18 protein-coding genes and 1 pseudogene are annotated in these 19,397 nt (G+C 34.0%); all 19 read left to right on the plus strand.

The features are described from left to right. Window positions 1–170 precede the first annotated feature (170 nt). Window positions 171–656: a flagellar basal body rod protein FlgB gene (flgB, locus tag BAU23_RS05615; RefSeq protein WP_321197999.1), complete on the plus strand. Its 486-nt coding sequence runs from the start codon at window positions 171–173 to the stop codon at window positions 654–656. Between the two features lie 20 nt (window positions 657–676). Continuing rightward, window positions 677–1,090, plus strand: coding sequence for a flagellar basal body rod protein FlgC (gene flgC, locus BAU23_RS05620; RefSeq protein WP_000484667.1), 414 nt, complete (start codon window positions 677–679; stop codon window positions 1,088–1,090). A gap of 17 nt (window positions 1,091–1,107) precedes the next feature. Then, a complete protein-coding gene (gene fliE / locus BAU23_RS05625; RefSeq protein WP_000701661.1) occupies window positions 1,108–1,407 on the plus strand; it encodes a flagellar hook-basal body complex protein FliE in 300 nt (99 codons plus the stop codon). Between the two features lie 22 nt (window positions 1,408–1,429). Beyond that, window positions 1,430–3,007: a flagellar M-ring protein FliF C-terminal domain-containing protein gene (locus tag BAU23_RS05630; RefSeq protein ID WP_071733724.1), complete on the plus strand. Its 1,578-nt coding sequence runs from the start codon at window positions 1,430–1,432 to the stop codon at window positions 3,005–3,007. Window positions 3,008–3,023: 16 nt separating this feature from the next. Beyond that, window positions 3,024–4,028 (plus strand): flagellar motor switch protein FliG, encoded by a 1,005-nt coding sequence (locus tag BAU23_RS05635; RefSeq protein WP_000883358.1) that lies wholly within the window; start codon window positions 3,024–3,026, stop codon window positions 4,026–4,028. After that, entirely contained in the window at window positions 4,015–4,701 is a 687-nt protein-coding gene (locus tag BAU23_RS05640; RefSeq protein ID WP_000051730.1) for a FliH/SctL family protein, read from the plus strand. Before BAU23_RS05635 ends, BAU23_RS05640 begins: the two co-directional genes overlap by 14 nt. Then, complete coding sequence (fliI, locus tag BAU23_RS05645) at window positions 4,698–5,987, plus strand: flagellar protein export ATPase FliI (RefSeq protein ID WP_016129057.1); 1,290 nt, start codon at window positions 4,698–4,700, stop codon at window positions 5,985–5,987. The genes BAU23_RS05640 and fliI overlap by 4 nt, the downstream gene beginning before the upstream one ends. 115 nt (window positions 5,988–6,102) lie before the next feature. Then, the gene (locus BAU23_RS05650; protein ID WP_000360878.1) at window positions 6,103–6,513 is read left to right on the plus strand and encodes a hypothetical protein; all 411 of its coding nucleotides are present in this window, start codon (window positions 6,103–6,105) and stop codon (window positions 6,511–6,513) included. Window positions 6,514–6,523: 10 nt separating this feature from the next. After that, window positions 6,524–7,624: a flagellar hook-length control protein FliK gene (locus tag BAU23_RS05655; RefSeq protein ID WP_071733726.1), complete on the plus strand. Its 1,101-nt coding sequence runs from the start codon at window positions 6,524–6,526 to the stop codon at window positions 7,622–7,624. Between the two features lie 3 nt (window positions 7,625–7,627). Next, a complete protein-coding gene (locus BAU23_RS05660) occupies window positions 7,628–8,206 on the plus strand; it encodes a flagellar hook assembly protein FlgD (protein ID WP_071733728.1) in 579 nt (192 codons plus the stop codon). A 17-nt stretch (window positions 8,207–8,223) separates the two neighbouring features. Beyond that, window positions 8,224–9,447: a flagellar hook protein FlgE gene (gene flgE, locus BAU23_RS05665; protein WP_000588293.1), complete on the plus strand. Its 1,224-nt coding sequence runs from the start codon at window positions 8,224–8,226 to the stop codon at window positions 9,445–9,447. A 49-nt stretch (window positions 9,448–9,496) separates the two neighbouring features. After that, the gene (locus BAU23_RS05670) at window positions 9,497–9,832 is read left to right on the plus strand and encodes a DUF3964 family protein (RefSeq protein WP_000198185.1); all 336 of its coding nucleotides are present in this window, start codon (window positions 9,497–9,499) and stop codon (window positions 9,830–9,832) included. Window positions 9,833–10,113: 281 nt separating this feature from the next. Further along, complete coding sequence (locus BAU23_RS05675; RefSeq protein WP_000068330.1) at window positions 10,114–10,599, plus strand: hypothetical protein; 486 nt, start codon at window positions 10,114–10,116, stop codon at window positions 10,597–10,599. Window positions 10,600–10,739: 140 nt separating this feature from the next. Continuing rightward, window positions 10,740–11,648 (plus strand): chemotaxis protein, encoded by a 909-nt coding sequence (locus tag BAU23_RS05680; RefSeq protein ID WP_071733730.1) that lies wholly within the window; start codon window positions 10,740–10,742, stop codon window positions 11,646–11,648. Window positions 11,649–12,183: 535 nt separating this feature from the next. Further along, window positions 12,184–13,128 carry a DNA-binding domain-containing protein gene (locus BAU23_RS05685; protein ID WP_016129061.1) on the plus strand — a complete coding sequence of 315 codons (945 nt, stop codon included), beginning with the start codon at window positions 12,184–12,186 and terminating at the stop codon, window positions 13,126–13,128. Between the two features lie 95 nt (window positions 13,129–13,223). Further along, window positions 13,224–13,456: pseudogene (locus tag BAU23_RS30485) on the plus strand (Ger(x)C family spore germination protein); the annotation flags it as partial. A gap of 445 nt (window positions 13,457–13,901) precedes the next feature. Continuing rightward, complete coding sequence (locus BAU23_RS05690; protein ID WP_000875662.1) at window positions 13,902–15,134, plus strand: N-acetylmuramoyl-L-alanine amidase; 1,233 nt, start codon at window positions 13,902–13,904, stop codon at window positions 15,132–15,134. A gap of 547 nt (window positions 15,135–15,681) precedes the next feature. Further along, window positions 15,682–18,417, plus strand: coding sequence for a sensor domain-containing protein (locus BAU23_RS05695; RefSeq protein ID WP_071733731.1), 2,736 nt, complete (start codon window positions 15,682–15,684; stop codon window positions 18,415–18,417). A 156-nt stretch (window positions 18,418–18,573) separates the two neighbouring features. Beyond that, window positions 18,574–19,353, plus strand: a complete 780-nt coding sequence (locus BAU23_RS05700; RefSeq protein WP_071733732.1) for a TerC family protein — start codon at window positions 18,574–18,576, stop codon at window positions 19,351–19,353. The last annotated feature ends 44 nt before the right edge of the window (window positions 19,354–19,397 follow it).

The raw sequence follows: 19,397 nt of genomic DNA on the forward strand, positions 1-19,397 counted from the left end.
ACGTTATTTTATTGTTCTTATATCGAAATGTTATATAGATTACTAGGTAAATACAGTTTTTTATATTATTTTATATATTTTTTAATTTTTCTAAAGACAACAATGGGAAAATGGAATAAAATATGAAAGGGTACATGATAGATAATATTTTAATAAATAAATATAAGGAAATGAATAATGAAGTGAAACTTCCATCAGTGGATGATCATGCCGTAAGCGGTATGATGGAAAAAAGAAGGGTGTGGAATATGCCGGACTTAGTTAGTGATGTTAGTCATTATATGAATTATTTAGTAACGAAGCGAAATACTGTTTCTAGTAATATTGCAAATGCGAATACACCGGGCTATAAAGCGCAAGGTGTAACATTTGCTGAACAAATGAATATGAATAATCCACTATTCAAAAAAAACGCTGCGGATTTAAAGAGTAATTCAGACTTATATCAAACGAATGAAATGCACTTACCGACAGCAAATATGAAAAATACATATGCAAAGATTCAAACGAAATTAATGCAAACGAATAAAGATGGAAATAGCGTGGATGTAACGACAGAAATGCTAGATTTAATGAAAACAAACCAATTATATGGTATCTCAATTAATGCGATTAATACGCAATACGCAATTAACCAAGCAGCACGTGGACGTTAAGTGTAGAAGGGGAGACAACGATGTTCCAAGCAATTAATGCAAGTGGCTCAGCGCTAACTACAGCGAGAAAATGGATGGAAGTTACTTCTAACAATATCGTAAATGCGAATACGACGGGAGCACCAGACGCAGAGCCGTATCACCGCCGAAGTGTGGTGCTAGAATCAAATAATAATTTTGCAAATATGCTAGAAGGAGCTCCTGCTAACGGAGTGAAAATAAAAAGTATTGAAACAGATCGAAATGAAAATCTAGTATATGATCCAACGCATCCACATGCAAATGAAGAAGGATATGTACGTTATCCGAACATTAATGTGACAGCTGAGATGACGAATGTAATGGTTGCTCAAAAAATGTATGAAGCGAATACAAGTGTATTAAATGCGAACAAAAAAATGCTCGATAAAGATTTAGAAATCGGCCGAGGATAAGAGGGAAGAGGGCAAATATGAAAATCCAACCATTGTTAAATACACAGCCATTTGGAGCGATTCAGCCAATTGGAGCACCGAAAACTTCTCAAACATCTGTAGTTGAGGGTAGAAAGTTTATCGATTTATTGGAAGATATGAATAAACAGCAAAATAATGCACAAACTGCGGTATATGATTTATTGACAAAAGGGGTAGGAGAAACACATGACGTTTTAATTCAGCAGAAGAAAGCTGAATCTCAAATGAAAACGGCTGCTCTTGTACGAGATAATCTTATTGAGAATTATAAGTCACTAATTAATATGCAAATTTAGGAAAATGGACGGGTGTGTTTAAATGGAAAAGTTAAAAAATGTTTTCCAATCGTTAAAAACGTGGCATAAGTTAGTCATTGGTGCTGCGCTTTTAGCAATTGTAACAGGAGCACTTTTATACTTCACCTTGCCAGATAAGTATGTTGTTGTATATCAAAATTTAAATGATGCAGACAAGCAAGAGATTACAGCAGAATTATCGAAGCTAGGTGTCGATTACCAATTAGCGGCCGATGGTTCGATTCGTGTGCAAAAGAATGATGCTCCATGGGTTCGAAAAGAAATGAATGGAATGGGCTTACCGTTTAATTCAAAAAGCGGTGAGGAAATTTTATTAGAAAGCTCGCTCGGTTCAAGTGAGCAAGATAAAAAAATGAAACAAATTGTTGGTACGAAAAAGCAATTAGAGCAAGATATTGTAAGAAACTTTGCGGTGATAGAAACGGCAAATGTTCAAATTACATTACCTGAAAAAGAGACAATTTTTGATGAGGAAAAAGCAAAGGGGACAGCAGCGATTACTGTTGGTGTGAAGCGTGGTCAACTATTAACGGCTGATCAAGTTGCAGGTATACAGCAGATGATTAGTGCAGCAGTTCCTGGTGTAAAAGCAGAAGAAGTGAGTGTTATAGATAGCAAAAAAGGTGTTATTTCAAAAGGGGCAGGTGAAGCGCATTCCAGTAGTTCCTCTTCTTATGAGAAAGAAGTTGAGATGCAACACCAAATTGAAGGTAAATTAAAGCGAGATATCGATGCAACGTTAATGACGATGTTTAAGCCAAATGAATATAAAGTGAATACGAAAGTATCTGTAAACTACGATGAAGTTACACGTCAGTCTGAAAAGTATGGTGATAAAGGTGTACTTCGTAGTAAACAAGAGCAAGAGGAAAGCTCTACTGCGCAAGAAGGAGCAGATACGAAGCAAGGTGCTGGTATTACAGCGAACGGCGAAGTGCCAAACTACGGTACGAACAATAATCAAAATGGCAAAATTGTCTACGATAATAAAAATGGTAACAAAATCGAAAATTATGAAATAGATAAAACAGTTGAAACGATTAAGAAACATCCAGAATTAACGAAAACAAATGTTGTTTTATGGGTAGATAATGATACGTTAGTAAAACGAAGAATTGATATGGAAACTTTCAAAGAAGCAATTGGTACAGCAGCTGGACTTCAAGCTGATCCGAACGGAAACTTTACAAATGGTCAAGTTAATGTTGTAACTGTTCAGTTTGATCAACCGAAAGAAGACAAGCCAAAAAAACCAGAAGAAAGTGGTATGAATTGGTGGTTAATCGGTGGAATTACAGGAGGTTTGTTAGCGCTCGCCTTGCTAATATGGTTCTTATTAGCAAGGAGTAAGAAAAAGAAAGAAGAAGAGGAATATGAAGAATACTTAGCAGAAGAGGAAGTTGCTGTTAGTAGTGAAAGCATTATGGAAATTCCTGAAGAGAAAATAGTGCCAGAGCCAAAACGAGAACCAGAACCAGTAGAACCGACAGAACCTACATTAGATGACCAAGTGCAGGAAGCTACGAGAGAGCATGTAGAAGGTACTGCAAAAGTTATTAAAAAATGGCTAAACGGATAGTAAGGGAGGAAAAACAATGTTAGATGAAATCTCCTCCAAAGAAAAAGCTGCCATCCTTATTCGTACATTAGACGAAGGGGTGGCAGCAAAAGTCATTGAATATATGACGGCTGAGGAAAAAGAAGTGTTACTTCGTGAAATTGCGAAGTTTCGTGTATATACAGCAGAAACGTTAGAAAATGTACTAGGGGAGTTTCTGTATGAACTAAATGTAAAAGAATTGAACTTAGTAGCCCCAGATAAAGAATACATTCGTCGTATATTTAAAAATATGCCAGAAGACGATTTGGAAAAATTATTAGAAGACCTTTGGTACAACAAAGATAATCCATTTGAATTTTTAAATTCACTAACAGATTTAGAGCCACTTCTTACAGTGCTTAATGATGAATCGCCACAAACGATAGCAATTATTGCTTCTTATATTAAGCCTCAATTAGCATCTCAATTAATTGAGAGATTACCAGATCATAAGCGTGTAGAAACGGTAATGGGCATTGCGAAGCTAGAGCAAGTGGATGGTGAATTAATTAATCAAATTGGTGAGTTATTAAAAGCAAAATTAAATAATATGGCATTTAGTGCTATTAATAAAACAGATGGCTTGAAAACGATTGTAAACATTTTAAATAATGTTTCACGAGGCGTTGAAAAAACAGTTTTTCAAAAGCTTGATGAAGTCGATTATGAATTATCTGAGAAAATTAAAGAAAATATGTTTGTTTTTGAAGACTTACTCGGTCTTGAAGCTCTTGCACTTCGCCGCGTGTTAGAAGAAATTACAGATAATGGTGTTATTGCGAAAGCAATTAAAATTGCAAAAGAAGAAATTAAAGAGAAATTATTTACATGTATGTCTTCAAACCGTAAAGAGATGATTCTAGAAGAGTTAGATGGCTTAGGACCGCTTAAGATGACGGATGCTGAAAAAGCGCAGCAAATGATCACAGGTACAGTGAAAAAGCTAGAGAAAGAAGGAAGAATTATCATTCAAAGAGGTGAAGGTGATGTCCTTATTTAAAAACAGAATTCCGAAGAATTCTGTTTCTTTTTCTGAAGAAACGTATGAATTACAGTTTCCAAAACCAATACGAGTTCATGATGAAGGGGAAATACAAGTAGATCATGCAGAGCTTCTTGCGCAGCAAGATGCATTACATATTGAAATGAATCAGCTAAGGCAGCAGCAACAAACGTTAGAACGAGAGCATCAGGAGTTGTTACAGGCTAAAGAAGAGTTTCAAATGCATATTCATGAACAAATGGAACAGATGGAAGCAGTACGTATGCAATTTCAAAAGGAGCAACAAGAAACGGCATACGAATGGACAGAATTATTATGGGAACAATCTTTTCAATTAGCAGAAAAAATTGTGAATCAAGCGATAGATTCACGATTATTAGACGTTCTGCCAATATTAACAGGGATCGTTCAAACATTACCGACTTCATTTGAAAAGTTAATTATAACGGTTCATCCAGAAACATTTGAGCGTATACAAGAAGAGAAAGAAGATACGAAAGAGTATTGGTTACTACAATTAGTAGAATGGAAGTATGATTTTTCTTTACAGTTTGGTGAGTTTGTTTTGGAGGAAGAGAAAGAGTTCTTTGAATTTAAATTTGCACCTATATTTGCGAAACTTCGTCGTAAATGGGAAGAGAAAAAGTTGTTTGAGGAGCAAAATGTATGAACGAACATAATAAATGGACTACGTTTATTGAAACACCGTTTTATACGAAAGTTGGCAAAGTTCATAGTGTACAAGAGCAGTTTTTTGTAGCGAAGGGACCGAAAGCGAAGATTGGAGATGTTTGTCTCGTTGGAGAGCATAGCGTCTTATGTGAAGTGATTGCAATTGAAAAAGAAAACAATATGTTACTCCCATTTGAACAGACAGAAAAAGTGTGTTACGGAGATTCAGTGACATTAATTGCAGAAGATGTCGTTGTGCCCCGTGGTAATCATTTGCTTGGCAAGGTGTTAAGTGCAAATGGAGAAGTGTTAAACGAAGATGCTGAAAATATTCCAGTGGAAAAAATAAAATTAGATGCACCGCCGATTCATGCGTTCGAGCGTGAAGAAATTACAGACGTATTTGAAACGGGAATTAAAGCGATTGATTCTATGTTAACGATTGGTATCGGACAAAAGATTGGTATTTTTGCTGGATCAGGTGTTGGTAAATCTACTTTACTTGGAATGATTGCGAAAAATGCAAAAGCAGATATTAACGTTATTAGTTTAGTAGGTGAACGTGGCCGGGAAGTAAAAGACTTTATACGAAAAGAATTAGGCGAAGAAGGTATGAAAAGAAGCGTCGTTGTTGTAGCGACGTCAGATGAAAGTCACCTTATGCAACTTCGGGCGGCAAAGCTTGCAACGTCGATTGCCGAATATTTCCGAGACCAAGGAAATAATGTATTACTTATGATGGATTCAGTTACTCGTTTTGCCGACGCTCGCCGAAGTGTAGACATTGCAGTCAAGGAATTACCAATCGGTGGTAAAACACTGTTAATGGAAAGTTATATGAAAAAGTTATTAGAGCGATCCGGAAAAACAAAAAAAGGGTCAATAACAGGTATTTATACAGTGTTAGTTGACGGTGATGATTTAAATGGTCCTGTACCAGATTTAGCTCGTGGTATTTTAGATGGACATATTGTATTAAAACGTGAACTCGCAACTCTTAGTCATTATCCTGCCATTTCTGTATTAGATTCGGTAAGTAGGATTATGGAAGAAATCGTATCGCCGAATCATTGGCAACTTGCAAATGAAATGAGAAAAATTTTATCTATTTATAAAGAAAATGAATTGTATTTTAAATTAGGAACAATTCAAGAAAATGAAGAAAATGCTTATATTTTTGAATGTAAAAATAGAGTAGAAGATATAAATATGTTTTTAAAACAAGGTCGAACTGATAGTTTTCATTTTGAAGATGTTGTGCAAGCGATGCACCATATTGTGTAAGACCTCGCCCTTCGAGGTCTTATTTTTTTGTTTTTAATATTTCACAGTTTTTTTTGTGAAAAAACTATATAATAGAAAAAAGGAACGTTATAATAGGAAGGGGCTATGAAAAAGGGTGGATAAACAGCAGTACGACACGATAAAATTGCAGATTAATCAAGAGAAAGAACAAATCTTGAAAGAAGTGTACGAACTAACAGCTGAAAAAAGAAAAATAGAACAAAAAAAGGAATATGATTTGTATGTTGTAAAATCACGCAGTAAAGTCGTACAAACTGGGCAACGTATTATGGTTGGTATGCTGTCTTCACATACATTTTCACCTGAAAGAATAGAAGAATGGAATCGGAAAATTAAAAAAACAGAAGGTTTTATTCAAAAAAATGAAAGCCTTTTAGAGCAAATAAAAGAAAAAGAACGTGTCATTGATGAAATGTATCAAGAAGATTGTAAGAATCTTGCGAAAGTAAAAGAAAAGTTAGAAGAAAAAATGCTTCTTGATTTAAAAATGTGTATGAACGGATGAGGTGGGTGTAGTGATACAATTTGTATTACCGGTGCAGCAAAGTTTATCTCCACAAAAAGACAAAGGGCTAGAAGTACAATCGAAAAATGAAAATTCTTCATTCGATAATACAATGAAAATTGAAAATAAAAAACAGCCGAAAACGGAGAAATCGAAACAAGAAGAAGCACCAAAAAAAGAGAAGAAAGAATATCTTCTCGCAAAAAAAACGGTAACGAAAGAAAAGTCGATTGAAAAGAAAGAAGAAAAAAAAGAGACAGAACAACTATTACTAGCTGTATCTGGGCAAATGATTGCAATTGAACAATTGCGTGTGCAGCCAGAATCGTTATATCTATACATACAAAAAATACAAAAACTATATAAAGAATACGGGAATATTAAACTGAACGAATTGCCTACAGCTGAATTACAACAATTACAAGAAATTCTTTCGAATATAAATATTGAAAATATCATATATTTAGAAGATACAATACTAATGACGTTAGACAAGGTGACGATGCCAGAGCAAACATTGCAAGTATTAAAATTCGTAGAATCAGAAACTTGTAATATTGCAAAGAAACAAGAGGGGCCTAAGGAAGTAGAACCCCCGAAAGCAGAGAGTGATGATGTGAAAGTAGAGTTACCAAAAGTCGATCAGTTAAATGACTCAAATTCGACCGGGGCTGAGTTATTAAATAAAGCAACGGGTACTGACCAAATAGGAAAACAAAATAGTGGAGCTGAGAAGGTTACAATACCTGATTTAGGCAAGAAGATGGAAGCACAAGTAGAAGCTCTGCAAAAGTTTGTAGTGAAAAAAGAACGTGTTTTATTCCAGCTAAATCCAGAGAAACTGGGTACATTAACTGTATTTATGAAAAAGCATGGAGATCAAATTGATGTCCATGTAGAAATGGAAAAACAAGATGCGAAAAAACGTGTTGAAATGATTTTTGACGAATTGAAGCTAAAGTTAAAAGAAAAAGAAATTAATATTCAAATTAGTTATTCAGAAAAAGATGAGCATCGTAAAGAACAACGAGAACAAGAGCAAAGACAAAAGCAAAAACTAGCAAGTACGAAACAAGAATCGAAAGAATTTGCTGGATTATTGGAGGAATAAAGCGTGCCAACAGTTGGATTAAATGCAACGAGTATAAATCATATTCCGTTACAGGCGGGAGCGCAAAAAAGCAACGCACCTGTTAATGGCGTACATTCGCCAGTTCAACAAACAAACGGAGTATCAGCAAGTACTCAAAAAACTCCCGGTGTAATGGAGAAAGATGATTTTCTAAAATTGTTTTTAGCGAGTTTTCAGCATCAAGATCCATTCAATGCGATGGATATGAATCAAATGATGAACCAAACAGCACAGTTATCTCTTATGGAACAAGTGCAAAATATGACAAAGGCAGTTGACTCTTTAAGAACGACGATGTATTCGACAGCACTTGATGGAGGAATGAAGTTTTTAGGAAAGTATGTAAGAGGTATTGACGGTGAAGGGAACAAAGTGACTGGTCAAGTAGAGACAGTTCGTCTTGCAGAAAATAACGATGTACAGCTTGTTATTGATAATAAAGTTGTATCTCTTCGTTTCGTTGAAAGAATATCAGATAAACCGATTGGAGAAACGAATCCAGAAGATGTAAAGAAAGATGATCAAAAAGTAACTGAAGAAGTAAAAACAACAAATTCATAAGGGAGTGTTCATGCATTATGATTAAAGCGTTATATACAAGTATTACAGGATTGAATGCAACACAAAATGCATTAAGTGTAACTTCAAATAATATTGCCAATGCACAAACAGTTGGTTATAAAAAACAAAAAGCAATGTTTGATGATTTACTGTACAACAATTCAATTGGTGCAAAAGGTGACGATAGATACGCAGGAACGAACCCAAAAAGTATCGGTAACGGTGTGAAAATGAGCGGAACGGTTACGGATTATAGCGATGGTACAATTACGTTAACTGGTGGTAAAGTACAAGCAGCGATGGAAGGTAATGGTTTCTTCGTTGTAGGTGATTCAAAAGCTGGAAATATGGAATTTACACGTAAAGGGACCTTTGCAATATCTTCGGATTACTATATTACGAATACAGGAGGTCAATATGTATTCGCTTATCCAGCCGATCCATCAACTGGTAATGTTGACTTATCTGGTATCCCAGGACCACTACAAATTCCAATGGGATCAGCAATCGGTGGTATTCGAACGTCAAAAGGTATAGTTGGAGGGAACATTCCAGCTGATGCAAAACACATTACGCAAGAATTGCCTGCATATGATGATGCCGGTAATACATGGACAATGCGCGTAGAGTTTACACAAGATGGTGAACATAATTACAAATATACAGTAAAGATGCGTAATGACTCGAAAAAAGAAACTGAGTTTACAGAGGTTCAAGGCGCAGGTGGTAATGTGACATTCGATGCAGTAGGGAATCCAGATCCAGTAAACCCTGAAGCGAATATTCCATTTAATGGTGGAACAGTAAAAATAGATTTTAGTAAATTAACAAACCACCCGACAGAGAAAACAATAGCAGTAACAAACGTAGATGGTAGACCAGCGGCAACTGTTAAAGATTGTTTTATTACTGACGGTGGATATGTGATGGTAAAATATTCTGATGGAAGTATGAAAGCGGCAGGTCAATTAGCTGTTGGGATGCTCCCGAATGAAGGCGGCCTAATGAAAACCGGTAATGGTAACTTTACAGCGACAAATACAACAGGTATTTTAGCACTAGGTGTATCTGGTCAAAACGGTGCAGGAAAAGTACGTGGTGGTGCACAAGAAGGTGCAAACGTAGATTTATCTGTAGAATTTGTTGATTTAATGCTATACCAACGTGGCTTTCAAGGAAATGCGAAAGTAATTAAAATTTCAGATGAAGTATTAACTGAAGTTGTAAACTTAATTCGATAATAAATAGTAAAGAAAAATTGTAACGTAGTAGAAAGGGTTTTATATTCGTATGACAAGACAAGAGCGAATTTCACAATTGCCTTTTTTCGAAAATAAAAGTGAGCTTGCTGAGCAAGTGTTAAAAATAGAACGAGAAGAGCATGTATATTTACCAGATCAATTTGAAATCAAACAAGTGCCCCCATATTCGTTTGGTGAAAAACAAGCAATCATTGGTCGTATACACGAATTTTATTTCGTAAGTATTGGTAGTAATGGTGTTTGGAAGTATCAATTGTTTAAAGATGAGATGAAGTGCCGTGAGTTTTTCGTTATGTTGCCGGATATTACGGATCAGCAGCTTGCTTTTTGGTTTAATAACATTGAGTTGTTGAAAGGGGCTTAAAATCTCTTAAAAGCTTTCTTTTAGGTTTTGAGAGAGGGCCTAGCGATGATTAGTAGGTTTGCATAAGTGGCTCACATGTTGTAAGACCAGAGATATGGAGTGGTTCTAAGGTAGTTGGATGGGCTGGAATCCAAGTGTTTAGGTGATGCCTCTTCACTTTTTGAAGATTGGAACTATCTGAGTCTAGAAGCTGCGATTTGAAATAGATTTAGATTAATTTAAGATAGTTGTGTTATATTGTACAATTAGACTAAGTTTATATAAGAGGAGAGGTGAGGAGGATGGCGCAGAATAAGTATCGCGTTACATTCATTTCGCCGAGTGAGGTCGAGCAGCGGACTGTAATGACGGCGAGTAATTTACCAGAGTTAATTCGTAAAGTAGAGGGTATTATTGCAGATCCGAACGGTTATTTTGTAAATGATAAAAAGAATAATTGCTATTTTAAAGTGATTAAAGAAAATGTTACGTTTATTCAATATGAGTTACTATTTTCGGATAAAGAAATTCATATTGAAAAATTAAAACATATAGCACCAACGGTATTGAAACAATTATTTAAAAAAATAAACGATCCGGAATTATATGCACTTGCACTCCTTGATGTTGATATAGCGACAAAGGATTATGTGCTAGGAGAAATGAATCCAGAGCTTAGAGTGAGAGTGGAAAAAGATCTTTCGAAAAAATGGGAAGCGATGCCGACAGAAATTGTAGGAGCGCAAGAAGTGTTATTAGAGGCACTTGCTTCGTTTATACAAGATTAAGCTTTACCACTGTTTTTATTATTTTAAAACTGTAAGGCTCACGCAATTATCTATATTTTTATATAGGTAGTTGACTTTTTAAGTTTAATAAAGCTTAATAAATAGATATATAGAATTAATAGAAGAGGAGCGACACTTTTATGTCACAAGCACAAAGTATTTTATTAGAAAGTGGAACAAACGAATTAGAAATCGTAACTTATACTGTTGGTGAAAATTTATTTAGCATCAATGTAATGAAAGTGCGTGAAATTATTAATCCATTCCCTGTTACAACAGTGCCGGAATCTCATCATGCAGTTGAAGGTGTTGTTCAAGTACGCGGTGAAATTTTACCTGTTATTAATTTAGCGACAGCCCTTAATTTAAAATCAACTAAGCCACTTGATCAAACGAAATTTATCATCTCGGAATTAAACCAAATGAAAGTTATTTTCCGTGTTGATGAAGTGCATCGAATTCAACGTATTTCTTGGGAACAAATTGATGAACCAGCTTCATTATCTATGGGACTAGAAGAAACGACGTCAGGAATTGTAAAACTAGAGGGGAAAATCATCTTATTGTTAGATTATGAGAAAATTGTTTGCGAAATTAGTAACAGTGGTTATGACAATAAAACTCTTTCAGGATTAGAACAAAAAACAGACCGAGCTGAAAAAGTTATTTATATTGCGGAAGATTCAGCGATGCTTCGCCAAATATTAGAAGAAACATTATCAACAGCTGGATATACGAAAATGAATTTCTTCAGTAATGGTGCAGAAGCATTAGCACAAATTGAAAAACTAGCAAAAGAGCAAGGTGAAAAAATGTTTGAACATATCCATCTACTTATTACAGATATTGAAATGCCAAAAATGGATGGACATCATTTAACGAAAATAATTAAAGATAGTGAAGTAATGAAGCAATTACCAGTTATTATTTTCTCTTCATTAATTACAAACGAATTATTCTATAAAGGTGAGACAGTTGGGGCGAATGCTCAAGTGAGTAAGCCAGACATTCAAGAGTTAATTGGTTTAGTTGATAAGCTAGTGTTGTAAAAGGTTTTGAAAAGCGTTTTTTAGTTGGAAGAGTCGGCGTAAAATACATTTTTAGCTGAAAAGAGGAACTAGCCGTATAGTACAGGTTAGTTTCTTTTTAGTATGTACAGGTATAAAAGACCAAACATCTCTAGAGTGTTTATGACAATACTCGCTTTCAAATATTTAGCTGTTCTTATTTAGGGAGTATCGATTGGTTTAATTAATAGGTGGTAGGATTTTTTTATTTGAAAATATAAGAGAGTGTGTTAGTAATATTTCACGATAGCTCAAAAATTTTCGGTGAAATTATATTGGAAATACCATATAATAGAATTGAATGCATTTTATTGATAAAAAAATCGTGTTAGATTTTGTATGATTTACTTAAAAAATCTCTTCTATTTTTATATACTCTATATACTTTTTAGTATGTTAATTATTTGACAGATAATTTCGAAATGCTATAATATGGATATGTAAAAATTGCTATTTTCTTAAAAGACATGGGAGTCAGATGAGAATTGTGAAAGGAAGAGGGGGAGTGACACAGAGTATGTATCACCACACAGCAATCAATGTATTAAATCTTTTACAAAACATGTCAAATAATAAAACGAACGATATGAAATTAGAGGCGGAATTTAAAAAAATAGAGAAACAATTCCGAGTAAAGTATGAAGAGCTAATCGATTTATATAATAAAATGGTATTATTTCAAATAGATATAGAAAAAAATGGCGGTATGCGAGTTTATGAAAAATCAGGAATTACATGGTTAAAGTCTGAACTAGAATTACTGTATGAAGTATATCAATTTTGTCAGCGTCAAGGCTTGAATATCGCAAATATTTCAAAATATGTTAGTAAAAATGAACTGAATTTATTTCCAAAAACAGAAAGTCAATTACAGAATACGTATTATAAATTAAAAAAACAAGAAATCCCGTTTGAAAATATTGAAAAACAGAAGCCGGGTCGAAAACGCAAATATACACCTGTAAAGGCTACCGTTGTTGAGGCGAAACAAGAAAGAAAACAGGAAGTAAAAGAAGATTTCCAAAGTGAAGAGGACGAAAAGAATCTCGTAACTGTTATATCTGGTATCGTTGATAATTTTGAGACAATTAGTCAATCCCGCGAAAAGAAAGAGTATGAATTACATCAGTTTATGGAGGGAATCTATAAGCTTTCTAGTATGGCTGCAGAGCGTTCGAAAGAGGAAAAGAATGCTCGAGGTCTTGAAGGTGAGGTAGATTCATTACGAACTGAAAATGAAAGGTTAAAAAGAGAGAAGGAAGACCTTGTACATGATATTAAAGAAATGACGCACCATTTAATTCATTTCATTACGAGCTCTGATATCGATCAAATTCGTACGTTGCCTTTCTTCGTAAAAGAGTGCAAAAAAGATTTACATAAGCTGGGATTATATAACGCTCAAGACGGAAAAATGAAAATTGTGGTTGATAGTGGCGATCAGGTTATGACCATATCATAATAAAAATGGATACAAAACAAAAGGGAAATACATATATACTATGTATTTCCCTTTTGTTTTGTATGGAATCATTTCGGGCAGAGGAAAAGTTATAATTAATTTTAGTAAATCAAAAATTTGTACAAAAGGAAGGAACTAGGTCTTACTTTGTAGTATCGTGATCCGAAAAATACTGGGAATATACGTATTGTCACTGTGAAAGGGCTTAATACATAATGATTTTAAAGATAAACCGACTCTTCCTCAATATTTAACTGATTTAATTGAGGTGAATAAGCTGTATAATCGTACAGTTGTTATTACATTTCATCAACAAACTTTTAATAAGGAGAATTGAAGAGTAAAGTAGGATTCAAAAGCATAGCCAAAAAGGTGGCTGTTATAAGTTATTTGCCTACCAAAATAATCAATATTTGTTTAAAATATAAGATTACTATTTTATTATACCGAGTAATTATTCACATTATATAATAATTACTTACTATATAATTAACATGGTTATCTTACAAAAGTGTAAGGTTTTTTTAATTGACACTCGTACATATAAGTAACTATACTGGTTACACGACATTGGTGAATATATTTAATAGTCTCTATCTATAAGTGTATGTCTCAGGATTCTTTTCAGAATAAAAGTTATAATTAAATTTAATATCTGTAATATATCGATAACGCATGTTTAATCCATTCTTTATTCTAGGTCGTATTATTTAAAGATTAACTATAAATGATATATTTACCAAGTTGTAATAATTTTTTAGAGGTGTTACATGTTGAAATACAAATTAATTGCTACAGGAATTCTTGCTGGAAGTCTACTATCCTATTCATCTAGTGCATTTGCAAATACTCATAAATTCCCAGATGTTCCCGCATGGGCTGACAAATCCGTTAATTATTTAGTTGATAAAAAAGTATTGAGTGGTTATCCAGATGGAACTTTTGGTTCAAGTGATACATTAGATAGGGCTTCTGCGGCAACAATTATGACAAAGGCCCTTGGTATACATATTGACTTAAATGCAAAACCATCTTTTACAGATTCACAAAACCACTGGGGAACACCGTATATTGCCGCAGCTGAAAAAGCAGGAATAATTAAAGGTGAAGGAAATGGAATATTTAATCCTTCTGGAAAAGTTACTCGTGCTGCTATGGCTACAATGCTAGTGAATGCATATAAACTACAAAATATAAACCCTAGCAATGGACAAAGTAAATTTGAAGATTTAAAAGGACATTGGGGTGAAAAGTTCGCCAATATTTTAATTGATTTAAAAATTTCAGTTGGTACAGATAACGGTTGGCAACCAAATAAATTCATAACACGTGCAGAAGCCGCACAACTTACTGCCAAAACAGATACCCTTCAATCCAGTCCGAAAAATCCTTTAGAAAATAAAACAATCATTATTGATCCTGGACATGGTGGCGAAGATCCTGGAAAAGCCACAAAGGGATTGCCTGAAAGTAAAATTGTATTAGACACTTCCTTACGCCTACAACAATTGCTTGAAAAACATACACCATTTACAGTTTTATTAACTCGTGAATCTGATACTAGACCTGGACATGATCAAAAAAGTTCTTTACAGGAACGTGTTAAATTTGCTAAGCAAAATCAGGGGGATATCTTTATAAGTATTCATGCAAATGCTTATAATGGTAATGCAAAAGGGACAGAAACATACTATTATAAATCTTCTGAATCCGAAAAAACAAACCCTCATGTGGAAGAAAGTCATGTGTTAGCGGAAAAAATCCAAGCACGTTTAGTAGAGGCCCTTCAAACACGTGATAGAGGCGTTAAACATGGAGATCTTCATGTTATAAGAGAAAACGGCATGCCAGCTGTGTTAACGGAACTGGCTTTTATAGATAATGGTATCGATTACAGTAAACTATCTACGGCAAACGGTAGACAGATTGCAGCACAAGCCATTTATGAAGGGATTTTAGATTATTATGAATGGAAAGGAAATAATGTATCCGAATATAGGTTGTAATAAGTGCAAGGAAATTTAGTAATTCTAGGAATAAGTAATTTATAAATTGCTAAAGTATAATTTTGTTATTTGTAATGTGTTTTAGTTTTATAGTGTATACTGGCGCCGACTTATTAAGGATTATAAATAAGTCGGTGTTTAAGTTAGCGTACTTAATGAATACTATAGAAGTTATGAAGAAAAAAAGATAAATAGATAGGGGCATACACCTACATTCATTATTTTTACGTGAAATTTTAATTTAAAAATAGTTAAGTTATACGATTCAGATGGGCAGTATACAATGAGTTCAAAGAAAACATTCTTTGAACTCATTAGCTATTAAATAAACTTGTTACATAAATAGTTCGTATAACAATAATTGATAGTGTTAAGGCCATAGCTGTTCATATTTTTTTGTAATTCCTGTTATAGAATTGTTAAATATTTGCAGGTGTAATGTAAGGCTGCTTTATTTTGAAAGAAATCTTTTGAAATGGTCATAATATGAATAATAATTAGAAACAAATTTTTTAAAAATGATGAAAGACTTAAGAAGGTGAATATATTGCTTAAACATTCACATTTGCAATTTATTTTATTAACAATAGCTCTAATATTCTATATAAGCTTTTGTTTTATATTTTTATTTGTTTTTCCGAATCATTATTTCGTATCAGATTTTAATACCCGACTATCATCCTTAGTTGTTGAAACTACTGTATTTATCTCATTACTTTATTCTATATTATCCGGAAAAATTAAGTTAGGAGTATTCTGGGTTTGCATTACTATTGCAATAGGGTGTTTCTTGATAGGGAATTTTATATCCGCTTTTCAAGTACTTAATGTAGAATTGCCGATACAAAATTTTAATATCTCTGATGTGTTTTTGTTGTTTTTCTTATTCTTCTTTCTCTTTGCATTCTTTTATAAAATCATTATGGAATGTAACAAGTGGGAAAAAGCGTATTTAATTTGTGATTTATGTATTGTTGTTACTGCCATTTTTACATTAGAGTGGTACCTGTTTAATAAACCTTCTGCAAATATCTTATTCTTATCAATTGGAGATGTTTTTCTCTCATTTATTTTTCCGATTATAGATTTATTACTTCTTTTATTAGGAGTTAGTCTAATCTTTCGACCAGCTATTTTTAATGCGAAAAGTAAATTATTTATTTTTATCCTCGTATTAACTGGATTGGCTATTACGGACTACTTGTATTTTTACTTACAAGATGATTTGTCAGATCGTTCACTTGTATTATTAAGGTGTTTGTATAGAGTTTTCCTTTTATTTATCGCTATTGCTGCTTCGATCTCAAAGAATGCATCTTCTAGAAGGAATTATTTCATTATCGATCCGACATTTGGGAAGAAACTTCTTGTTATATTTCCTTATCTTGCAGTTGCGGTATTAATTGGCTTTACTTTAAAAGAGCAAACTTCCTCGGCTACACTTATTACTGGGAATTGTATTGCATTTGTATTTGTGCTGATTCGTCATACTATCGTACGAATGCAAAACAGAGATTTAACTGAAATGTTAAAAGTGTTTAATAATCAATTAGAACAAAAAGTATCTCAAAGAACAGAAGATTTAATAAACAAATCCGATGACTTGGTCAAAAATCAAGAGAGATTTAAGTCATTATATGAGTATCATCCAGATCCTATTTTAACGATTAATTCAAATGGTACTGTGTTAAATATAAACCAGGCTGGAAGTATGTTATTAGGAAAAAACAGTGATGAATTAATAGGTAAAGAGTGCTTCTCGATTTTTTTAGACGAAGATAGATCTGAATTGGAAGCAGCTCTACAGGAAGGGAAACGATGCAGTTCGGCTTCGTTACAATTACGTGTGAAAAATAATAATGAGAAGGACATTCATTTTTGGTACGTCACCATTGTTCCTATTATGATAGAAGGACAAACTTTTGGGAGTTATGTAATGGTAAAAGACATTACGAGAATGAAGAAACAACAAGATGAGATAAACTATCTAGCATTCCATGATACAGTGACGGAGATTGGAAATCGAATATTCTTCCAACAAGAATTAGAAAAATCCATTGAGCATGCACGAAAAACGCAGGGTGAATTTGGACTCTTGTATATAGATTTAAATCGTTTTAAGACCATTAACGATACACTGGGACATTCAATTGGTGATAGTGTTTTAAAAGAAGTTGCTAAACGTTTTAGGACATGTCTGTCACCGGCTATTCCTCTAGCGAGAATAGGGGGAGATGAGTTTGCGATCATAGTCCATAACCACACAGAGCAACAGCTATTGGATTTGTGTGAAACTCTATTTCGTATAACTGAAGAACCATTTGTAGTTAATCAACATAGTTTTTATTTATCTCTTAGTATAGGAATAGCGGTGTATCCGTTTGGAGGAATAAATACTACTACACTTTTACAACATGCTGATATTGCTATGTATAGTGCAAAGGAAAAAGGTAATAATGCTGTTTGCATGTATGACGAGACATTATCAAAAAAAATAACAAGACAATTACGATTAGAACAGGATTTACCGAAGGCATTAGAAAATAATGAGTTGTTTTTATTATATCAACCACAAGTTGACAGTAAGACTGGTATGGTTATTGGTGCAGAGGCTTTAATTCGTTGGCAACATCCAGAACTGGGAATTATTTCTCCTTTTGAATTTATACCTATTGCGGAAGAAACGTCGCAAATTATTCCAATTGGGAAATGGACGTTACAGGAAGCGTGTCGACAACTGAAAAAGTGGCATTCTGCAGGCTATGCAAATCTAAAAATGGGGATAAATTTATCAGCTATAGAGTTTGAACAGAAAGATTTTGTTCAAGCAATCATATCTACCATAGAAGAAGTAGGGGTACCCGCTAGTTCGATTGATTTAGAATTAACAGAGAGAATAGCAATGGTAGATGAAAAAGAAACCTTATCGAAGTTAAAAGCATTAAAATCATATGGTGTACATTTATCAATTGACGATTTTGGTACAGGGTATTCTTCATTAGCATATCTCCCTTTGTATCCAATTGATACCTTAAAAATTCCAAGAGAATTTGTTAATAGGATCGAAAATTCTACTGATGGAAATGAAATTATTCATACCATTATTTCACTAGCGCATACTTTAAACATGAAAGTGATCGCAGAAGGGGTGGAAACGAAGGAACAATTAACAGTGTTACAACGTAATGCATGTTATCTAATTCAGGGCTATTACTACAGTAAACCTGTAAGTGAAGATGAATTCATCAAGTTTTTAAGCACAATGTCGCGTCACCTTTTCTAAGAAAACCACAATCTAGATTTGTTTTTTTTCGAAATTATAACAAATAGAGGACAGCAAAGTAACTGTCAAAATGTTTTAGCATTTAATTTGGCTTAATAGGAAATTCTAATGAGCAAAGACCTTATCTGATTTTAGTTTTAGAAAGGAGAGAAGCGGATGGATTCAATATGGCTAGAGTATGCTTGGGCATTGTTAATTTTAATCGGATTAGAAGGATTGTTATCGGCTGACAATGCCCTTGTACTAGCAGTTATAGCCAAGCATTTACCCGAAGAAGAGAAAAAAAGAGCTATAAATTACGGAATTATTATGGCCTTTGTTTTTCGATTCGCAGCCCTTTTTGCTATATCATTTATTGCAAATGTTTGGCAAATACAGGCGATAGGAGCAGCTTATCTTCTTTACTTAGGATTAAAGCATGTCATTCAGGCGCAATTCGGAAAAAATAATCAAAATATTCACAAGGAAGATGAAAAGGAAGCAGCAGGAAAAAGCTACTGGTTCACAGTAGGAAAGATTGCATTAGCTGATCTTGCTTTTGCGATTGATTCAATATTAGCTGCAGTCGCTCTTGCCCTCGGTCTTCCGGATTCACCGCTAGAAGATTTCGGTGGTATGGATGGAGGACAATTCATAGTTGTACTTCTCGGAGGAATTGCCGGACTTATTTTAATTAAATTTGCGGCAACTTGGTTTGTACAATTACTGGAGAAACGTCCGGCACTGGAAACAACAGCATATGCAATTGTTGCCTGGGTCGGCGTCAAACTTGCTGTAATTACACTTGCCCATGAGGATATCGGTATTTTAAGTCATGATTTTCCGCACAGTACAACTTGGACTTTAATCTTCTACGGAGTATTAGTTGCTATCGCACTAATTGGCTGGTTTGCACCGGGAAGTAAGTCATCTCAGAATAATCCTGAAAGGGAGTAAAAAGGTCAGAGCATTATGTGCTGTGACCTTTTTATCATTTTGAT

This window comes from Bacillus nitratireducens, from assembly GCF_001884135.1.
In the GTDB taxonomy this organism is placed as follows: domain Bacteria; phylum Bacillota; class Bacilli; order Bacillales; family Bacillaceae_G; genus Bacillus_A; species Bacillus_A nitratireducens.